This is a genomic window from Candidatus Methylomirabilota bacterium, assembly GCA_035260325.1.
GTDB lineage: Bacteria > Methylomirabilota > Methylomirabilia > Rokubacteriales > CSP1-6 > AR19.
This window is the reverse complement of record DATFVL010000033.1, coordinates 1-8,077: the sequence shown is the minus strand read 5'-3', so window position 1 is coordinate 8,077 and position 8,077 is coordinate 1. Positions and strand designations below refer to the sequence as shown.

At 73.8% G+C, this 8,077-nt stretch carries 10 protein-coding genes; all 10 read left to right on the top strand.

The genetic code is table 11. The annotated features are described in order from the left end of the window. Nucleotides 1–972 (top strand): glutamyl-tRNA reductase (hemA, locus tag VKG64_02485; protein ID HKB23896.1); only part of this gene is annotated, 972 nt, incomplete at its 5' end. 91 nt (nt 973–1,063) lie between these two features. Continuing rightward, nucleotides 1,064–1,972: a hydroxymethylbilane synthase gene (gene hemC / locus VKG64_02480; protein ID HKB23895.1), complete on the top strand. Its 909-nt coding sequence runs from the start codon at nt 1,064–1,066 to the stop codon at nt 1,970–1,972. After that, entirely contained in the window at nt 1,969–2,820 is an 852-nt protein-coding gene (locus VKG64_02475) for a uroporphyrinogen-III synthase (protein HKB23894.1), read from the top strand. The genes hemC and VKG64_02475 overlap by 4 nt, the downstream gene beginning before the upstream one ends. After that, nucleotides 2,820–3,806, top strand: a complete 987-nt coding sequence (hemB, locus tag VKG64_02470; GenBank protein HKB23893.1) for a porphobilinogen synthase — start codon at nt 2,820–2,822, stop codon at nt 3,804–3,806. The genes VKG64_02475 and hemB overlap by 1 nt, the downstream gene beginning before the upstream one ends. Nucleotides 3,807–3,809: 3 nt before the next feature. Further along, the gene (locus VKG64_02465; GenBank protein ID HKB23892.1) at nt 3,810–4,253 is read left to right on the top strand and encodes an Rrf2 family transcriptional regulator; all 444 of its coding nucleotides are present in this window, start codon (nt 3,810–3,812) and stop codon (nt 4,251–4,253) included. Then, complete coding sequence (cysK, locus tag VKG64_02460; GenBank protein HKB23891.1) at nt 4,250–5,167, top strand: cysteine synthase A; 918 nt, start codon at nt 4,250–4,252, stop codon at nt 5,165–5,167. Before VKG64_02465 ends, cysK begins: the two co-directional genes overlap by 4 nt. Nucleotides 5,168–5,180: 13 nt before the next feature. Next, nucleotides 5,181–5,462 (top strand): MoaD/ThiS family protein, encoded by a 282-nt coding sequence (locus VKG64_02455; protein HKB23890.1) that lies wholly within the window; start codon nt 5,181–5,183, stop codon nt 5,460–5,462. Further along, entirely contained in the window at nt 5,459–5,938 is a 480-nt protein-coding gene (locus VKG64_02450) for a M67 family metallopeptidase (protein HKB23889.1), read from the top strand. The genes VKG64_02455 and VKG64_02450 overlap by 4 nt, the downstream gene beginning before the upstream one ends. After that, nucleotides 5,935–7,230 (top strand): glutamate-1-semialdehyde 2,1-aminomutase, encoded by a 1,296-nt coding sequence (hemL, locus tag VKG64_02445; GenBank protein ID HKB23888.1) that lies wholly within the window; start codon nt 5,935–5,937, stop codon nt 7,228–7,230. The genes VKG64_02450 and hemL overlap by 4 nt, the downstream gene beginning before the upstream one ends. Before the next feature lie 68 nt (nt 7,231–7,298). Then, a complete protein-coding gene (locus tag VKG64_02440) occupies nt 7,299–7,889 on the top strand; it encodes a cytochrome c3 family protein (protein HKB23887.1) in 591 nt (196 codons plus the stop codon). Nucleotides 7,890–8,077: the final 188 nt, after the last annotated feature.

Sequence of the window (8,077 nt, the reverse complement as noted above, 5' to 3'; positions counted from 1 at the left end):
GCCTTTCGCGTGGCGTCGAGCCTCGACTCGATGATGATCGGCGAGCCGCAGATCCTCGGTCAGGTCAAGGACGCGTTCGCGCTCGCGCAGGCGTGCGAGACGATCGGTCCGGGCCTCCACCCGCTCTTCACGCAGGCCTTCGCCGTCGCGAAGCGCGTCCGCACGGAGACGGAGATCGCCCGGCACGCGGTGTCGGTCTCGTTCGCGGCCGTCGAGCTGGCGAAGAAGATCTTCGCCGGGCTCGCGGGCCGGGCCGTCCTGCTGGTCGGCGCGGGGAAGATGGGTGAGCTCGCGGCGCGGCACCTCGTCGAGCAGGGGGCGTTTCCGATCTACGTCGCCAACCGCACCTGGGCGCGCGCCCAGGAGATGGCGCGCGCGCTCTCGGGGACCGCGGTGCCGTGGGACGAGCTCGAGACGGCGCTCGGGAGCGTGGACATCGTCATCACGTCCACCGGCGCGCCCGAGCCGGTGATCACGCGCGCCGCGGTCCAGCGCGCGATGCACGGGCGCCGCGCGGGCCCGCTCTTCTTCGTCGACATCGCGGTGCCGCGCGACGTCGAGGCCGGCGTGGACGGCCTGGGCGACGTGTACCGCTACGACATCGACGACCTCCGGCAGGTGGTGGACGCGAACATCCGCGAGCGGCTGCGCGAGGCGCAGCGCGCGGAGGCGCTCGTCGAGCGCGAGACGGCGAGGTTCGTGGCGCGGCTGCGCGACGTCGAGGTGATCCCGACGATCGTCTCGCTCCGCGAGCGGCTCGAGGAGATCCGCCGGGGCGAGGTCCGGAAGGCCCTCGCGCGCCTCCCCGACGCCGCGCCCGAGACGCGTCAGGCGCTCGAGGCGCTCTCGGCCGCGATCGTCAACAAGATCCTGCACGCGCCGATCACGAAGCTCCGCGATGCCTCGCGCGCGGGCTCGCACCGCTCGTGGCTCGAGGTCGTCCACGAGCTGTTCGGCCTCGGGAAGAAGTGATCAGTCACGTGAGGCGCATTGGCCGGATGGAGCCACGCGTGCCTGGAACACGCCGCGCCCCGAGTGCAGCGGCCTCGCGGACCCCGCTCCAATGATCGTCCGCCTCGCCACGCGCGGGAGCGCGCTCGCCCTCGCCCAGGCCGTCCTGGTCGCCGACCGGCTCCGCGCGCGGGGCGCGGCCGTCGAGGTCCTGCCCATCCGCACCGAGGGCGACCGGCTCGCGGACGCGCGTCTCGCGGCGCTCGGCGGCAAGGGGCTCTTCGTCCGCGAGATCGAGCAGGCGGTGCTGGAGGGCCGCGCGGACTGTGCGGTGCACAGCCTCAAGGACCTGCCGGCGGCGCTCCCCGCGGGACTGGTGCTGGCGGCCTTCCCGCCGCGCGACGCCGCGGGCGACGTGCTCGTGAGCCGGCGGGGCGGCGGGCTCGACGAGCTGCCCGCCGGCGCCGTCGTCGGCACCTCGAGCCCGCGCCGCGTCGCGCTCCTCCGGGCGCTCCGGCCCGATCTCGCCGTCGCGCCCATCCGGGGCAACGTGGACACGCGCCTCGGCAAGCTGGCCGACGGCGCCTTCGACGCCGTCATCGTCGCGGCGGCCGGGCTCGCGCGCCTCGGCCTCGCCCCCGGGCACGCGCAGCCGCTCGATCCCGAGGTCTTCGTCCCCGCCGTGGGCCAGGGGATCCTCGCCGTCGAGGCGCGCGCGGCGGACCGGCGGATCGGGGCCCTCCTCGAGGCCATCGATCACGCGCCGACGCGCGTCTGCGCGCTCGCCGAGCGCGCCTACCTCGCGCGGCTCGGCGCGTCCTGCAACTCCCCCATGGCCGCCCACGCGACGCTCGCCGGCGGGCGCCTCCGCCTCGTCGCCCTCGTGGCGAGCGAGGACGGCACGCAGGTCCTTCGCGGCGAAGACGCGGGCGCGCCCGACGCGGCCGAGGCGATCGGCCGGCGGCTCGCCGAGTCGCTGCTCGAGCGCGGCGCCGCCGCCGTCACGGCGCTCCGGGGGTGACGGCGACGGCGAGGACGGCGCGCGCGATGGGGGCGGGACCGCTCGCGGGACGGACGATCGTCGTCACGCGCGCGGCGGCCCAGGCGCAGCGCTTCGCCCAGCTCCTCGAGGAGGCGGGGGCGCGCGTCGTGCACGCGCCGACGATCGCGATCGAGCCGCCGCCCTCGTGGGAGCCGCTCGACGCGGCGCTCGCGGCGCTCGACACGTTCACGTGGGTGATCTTCACGAGCGTGAACGGCGTTCTCATGGTGGACAAGCGGCTCTCGGCGCGCGGCCTCGCCTGGGCCGCGGTCGGGCGGAAGCGGTTGGCGGCGATCGGTCCCGCGACCGCGGAGGCGCTGGCCGAGCACGGCGTCCGCGTCGAGGCGGTGCCGCGCGAGTTCCGCGCCGAGGCGCTCGTCGAGCGGCTCCGGGGCTGGCTCGGGCCCCGCGACCGCGTGCTGCTGCCGCGGGCCCGGGAGACGCGCGACGTCCTGGTCGTCGAGCTGCGCCGGCTCGGCGCCGCCGTGAGCGAGGTCCCGGCCTACCAGACGCGACGCGTCGAGAACGGCGACGAGCGCCTCCGCGACGCGCTCGCGTCGGGCGCGGTGGACGCCGTGACGTTCACGAGCTCGTCCACGGCGCGGAACTTCGCCGAGCTCTTCAGCGACGAGGAGCGCCGCGCGTGGCGCGGCCGCGTCGCGGTCGCGTCGATCGGGCCGATCACCGCGGCGACCGCGGCCGAGTATGGGCTCCCGACGGACGTGATGCCGAGCGAGTACACGATCCCCGCGCTCGCGCGCGCGCTCGCCGACTACTTTTCCCGGCGGCCCAGGACCGGCGGCCGCCGCCGCAGGAGGGGCGACTGATGGCGCATGCGATGTTCCGTCCGAGGCGTCTCCGCGAGAAGCCGCTGCTCCGGAAGCTCGTGCGCGAGACCGCGCTCGCCGTGGACGACCTGGTCTACCCGCTCTTCGTGGTCCACGGCCGCGGCGTGCGCGAGCCGATCCTCCCGATGCCGGGCCAGTCCCGCCTGTCGATCGACGAGCTGGTGAAGGAGTGCAAGGACGTGGCCGGGATGGGCATCCCCGCCGTGCTGCTGTTCGGGCTCCCCGCCGACAAGGACCCGCGCGGCTCGGAAGCCTACGCGGACGACGGCATCGTGCAGCAGGCCGTGCGGGCGGTGAAGGAGACCGTGCCGGACCTGCTCGTCATCACCGACGTCTGCCTCTGCGAGTACACGAGCCACGGCCACTGCGGTGTCGTCGAGGACGGCAGCGTGAAGAACGATCCGACGCTCGAGCTGCTGGCGCGCACGGCCGTCTCCCACGTGGAGGCCGGCGCCGACATGGTGGCGCCCTCGGACATGATGGACGGCCGCGTGGGCGCCATCCGCGAGGCGCTCGACGAGGCGTCGTTCGCCGAGGCGCCGATCATGGCCTACTCGGCCAAGTACGCCTCGTGCTTCTTCGAGCCGTTCCGCGTCGCGGCGGAGTCCACGCCGCAGTTCGGCGACCGTCGCTCCTACCAGATGGATCCCGCCAACGTCCAGGAGGCGATGCGCGAGATCGCGCTCGACCTCGACGAGGGCGCGGACGTCGTGATGGTCAAGCCGGCGCTGCCGTATCTCGACGTCATCACGCGCGCCAAGATGGAGTTCGGCGTGCCGCTGGCCGCCTACTCCGTCTCCGGCGAGTACGCGATGATCCGTGCCGCCGCCCAGCTCGGCTGGCTCGACGGCGATCGCGCGATGCTGGAGGCGCTCACGTCGATCCGCCGGGCCGGCGCCGACATCGTCATCACCTACTTCGCGAAGGACGTCGCGCGCCTCCTGGAGCGCGGCGGAGGTCGCTGAGGCGTGAGGATCTCGGCCAAGGGGGAGTACGCGATCCTCGCGGTGCTGGACCTGGCGCTCCGGCGCGGGCAGGTGCTGGTGCCGATCCAGGAGGTCGCCGAGCGCCAGGGGATCCCGCAGCGCTACCTCGAGCAGGTGCTGCTCTCGCTCAAGCGCGCGGGGGTCCTCGGCTCGAAGCGCGGCTCCTCGGGGGGCTACCACCTCACGCGCCCGCCCGAGCAGATCAGCGTGGGCGACGTGCTGCGCGCGGCCGAGGGGGCCGCGTCGCCCGTGGAGGCCCAGCGCCGCCCCGGTGGCCGGAACGGCGGCGAGACGTTCGATCTCGGCGAGCTCTGGGACGAGATCGCGAAGGCGGTCTCGGCGGTCGTCGACCGGATCACCTTCGGCGAGCTGGCCGAGCGCGTGCGCGCGCGCCGGAGCGCCGCACGGCCGATGTACCACATATGACGCGGCCGAAGATCGCCGCGAGCGTGCTCGAGCTGATCGGCGGGACCCCGATGGTCCGGCTCAACCGGCTGCCCAGGCCCGGCGGCGCGCGCGTCGTCGCCAAGCTCGAGTCGGTCAACCCGGGCGGCAGCGTGAAGGACCGGATCGCGCTGTCGATGCTCGAGGACGCGGAGGCGCGCGGCCTGCTCAAGCCCGGCTCGACGATCGTCGAGCCGACGAGCGGCAACACCGGCATCGGGCTCGCGATGGCGGCCGCGGTGAAGGGCTACCGGCTCATCCTGACGATGCCCGACGACATGAGCGTCGAGCGCCAGCGCCTCCTCGCGCGCTTCGGCGCGGAGCTCCACGTCACGCCCGCGATCGAGGGCATGACGGGCGCCGTCCACGCGGCGCAGGAGCTCCTGCGCGAGCACCCCGACTACTTCATGCCCCAGCAGTTCCAGAACCCCGCGAACCCCGAGGCCCACCGGCGCACGACGGCGCTCGAGATCCTCGAGGCGGTCGACGGCCGACTCGACGCGTTCGTGGCGGGCGTGGGCACGGGGGGCACGGTGACCGGCGTGGGCGAGGTCCTCAAGGCGAAGGTGCCGGGCGTGCGCGTCATCGCCGTCGAGCCGGCGAAGTCGCCCGTGCTCTCCGGCGGCAAGGCGCGCCCGCACGCGATCCAGGGCATCGGCGCGTCGTTCGTCCCGGGGGTGCTGAATCGCGCCGTCATCGACCGGATCATCCAGGTGCGCGACGAGGACGCGCTCACGTGGTCGCGGAGGCTCGCGCGCGAGGAGGGGCTGCTGGTCGGCGTCTCGGCCGGCGCCGCCGCCTTCGCCGCGTGCGCCGTGGCCGCAGAATTGGGCGCGGGCCAGCTCGTCGTCACCGTGCTCCCGGACACCGGCGAGCGCTACCTCAGCCAGGGCTAGCAGGAGACCACGCATGGCCGTGACCGTGTACATTCCGACGCCGTTCCGGAGGGCGACGAACAACAAGGACCGCGTGCAGGTGGCCGCCGAGACCGTCGGCGCGCTGCTCGACGAGCTCGAGGGCTCGTACGCCGGCCTGCGCGGGCTCGTGCGCGCCGAGGGCGGCGCCGTCCACCACCACGTGAACATCTACGTGAACAACGAGGCGATCGAGGCGCTCCAGGGGCTCTCGACGCCGCTCCGGGACGGCGATGAGGTGGCGATCATCCCCGCCCTCGCGGGCGGCGGCTGGTGATCCTGACCCCGGACGAGCTCACGGCGATCCGCCGCCAGGCGATCGAGGAATACCCGCACGAGTCGTGCGGCGTCGTCGTCGCGCGCGGCGGCGAGCGGCGCCTCGTGCGGTGCCGGAACGCCCAGGACGAGCTTCACGCCAAGGACCCGGTCCGTCACCCGCGCGACGCGCGGACCGCGTACTACATCGACCCCGCGGACCTGCTCCGGATCGGCCGTCTCGAGGCGGAGGGCTTCGCGGTCGCCGTCATCTATCATTCGCACGTGGACGCGGGCGCCTATTTCTCCGACACCGACCGGCGCCAGGCGCTGATCGGGGGCGAGGCGGCCTATCCCGAGGCGGCGTACGTGGTGACGTCGATCGTGGACGGACGGCCCGACGCGGTCGCCGCGTTCCGCTGGAGCGCCGAGCGACGCGATTTCCTCCCGGTGGACCTCGGGCTCGAGGCCGCCGGCGGCACGCGCGGGCGGACTTGAGCGAGTCGAAGCGGCTCTGGGACCGGGCGACGGGCGTCATCCCCGGCGGCGTCAACAGCCCGGTGCGCGCCTTCCGCGGTGTCGGCGGCGAGCCGTTCTTCGTGGCGCGCGCCGCCGGTGCCAGGCTCTGGGACGTGGACGGGCACGAGTACATCGACTTCCTCGGCTCGTGGGGGCCCCTCATCCTCGGCCACGCGCCGGCACCGGTCGTCGCGGCGATCACCACGGCCGCGGCCCGGGGCACGAGTTACGGCGCGCCGACGCCCGCCGAGGTGGAGCTGGCCGAGGTGATCGCGGCCGCCTACCCGTCCATGGAGCTGGTCCGCCTCGTGAGCTCGGGGACGGAAGCCGCGATGAGCGCGATCCGCCTGGCGCGGGGCGCCACGGGCCGCACGCTCCTGGTGAAGTTCGATGGCTGCTACCACGGCCACGCCGACAGCCTCCTCGTCAAGGCGGGCTCGGGCGGCGCAACCTTCTCGATCCCCGACAGCGCCGGCGTGCCGGCGCCGCTCGCGGAGCTCACGCTCACGGCGCCGTTCAACGACGCGGAGGCCGTCCGCGCGCTCTTCCGCGAGCGCGGGCGCGAGATCGCGGCGGTGATCGTCGAGCCGGTTGCGGGCAACATGGGCGTCGTGCCGCCCCGCCCGGGCTTCCTCGAGGGCCTCCGTGCGGTCACGCGTGAGCACGCCGCGCTCCTGATCTTCGACGAGGTGATCACGGGGTTCCGCGTCGCCTACGGCGGCGCCCAGGAGCGCTACGGCGTCAGGCCCGACCTCACGTGCCTCGGCAAGATCATCGGCGGCGGGCTCCCGGTCGGCGCGTACGGCGGCTCGCGCGCGGTCATGGCCCACGTGGCGCCGCTCGGCGCCGTGTACCAGGCGGGCACGCTGTCGGGAAACCCGCTCGCCGTCGCGGCCGGGCTCGCGACGCTCGCGCGGCTGGCGGACCGGGCGGTCTACGCGACGCTCGAGGCGCGCGGGGCCGAGCTCGAGCGCGGGCTCACGCGCGCGGCGGCGAGCGCCGGCGTGCCGCTCACGGTGAACCGCGTCGGCTCGATGCTGACCGCGTTCTTCTGCGCCGGGCCGGTGACCGATTACGCGTCCGCCCGGCGGAGCGACACGACGCGGTACGCGCGCTGGTTCCACGCGATGCGCGAGCGCGGCGTGTTCCTCGCCCCCTCGCAGTTCGAGGCGGCGTTCGTCTCGCTCGCGCACACGGATGCCGACATCGCGGAGGCCGCTCGCGCCGCCGCCGCCGCGCTCGCGACGCTCTCGGGGGCGCTTGCCGATTGACGGGGTCGCGGCGCGAGTGATAGGCTCCACAGGCACCACCGAATCCCCCAGGGGGCGATCGACTGTCGATGGGCGCAAAAGCGGGCGTGGGGGCACTGGGCATCGTGCTCCTCGCCATTCTGATCTTCCTGGCGGTCTCGTCGTGGAGTCGGCAGCCCGTGGTCGCGAAAGGCTCCGTCCAGCCGATCGCCTTCCCGCACAACGTCCACGTCCAGACGTACAAGCTCGACTGCCAGTACTGCCACAGCGACGCGCGGCGCTCGGAGTACGCGGGCCTGCCGTCGGTGTCGCGCTGCCTGGGCTGTCATAAGATCGTCGCCGCGGACCGCCCCGAGATCAAGAAGCTCGGCGAGTACCTGGCCAAGGGGGAGCCGATCCCATGGGTACGCGTGAACAAGCTCCCCGAGTTCACCTACTTCCCGCACAAGGCGCACGTCCGGGCGGGCCTCAAGTGCCAGACCTGCCACGGGCCCGTCGAGACCATGACGACGTTCGGCGCGGACACCGGACCCGGGCTCGCGAACGACCTCCTGAACCTGGTCGGCTTCCGTCCCGCGGCGCGGCCGTTGACGATGGGCTGGTGCGTCGACTGCCACCGGCGAGAGAACGCGGCGGCGGGCACGCACGCGCCGCTCGACTGCGTGACCTGCCACCACTGACCGGGCTCTGACTCGAGACGCCAGACGATTTCGAGCGAGCCGGCTCCTCGAGCCCAATGTATAGCTCTGCTTGGGGCCGTCGAGGCCGATGCTACGCCGGCTTGGGGGGCATCTCGAGTGGTAAGAAATTGGGCGAATCGGTTCCGGAATCGATTATCTTTGCCATTATGGACAACATCCTCGTCGTG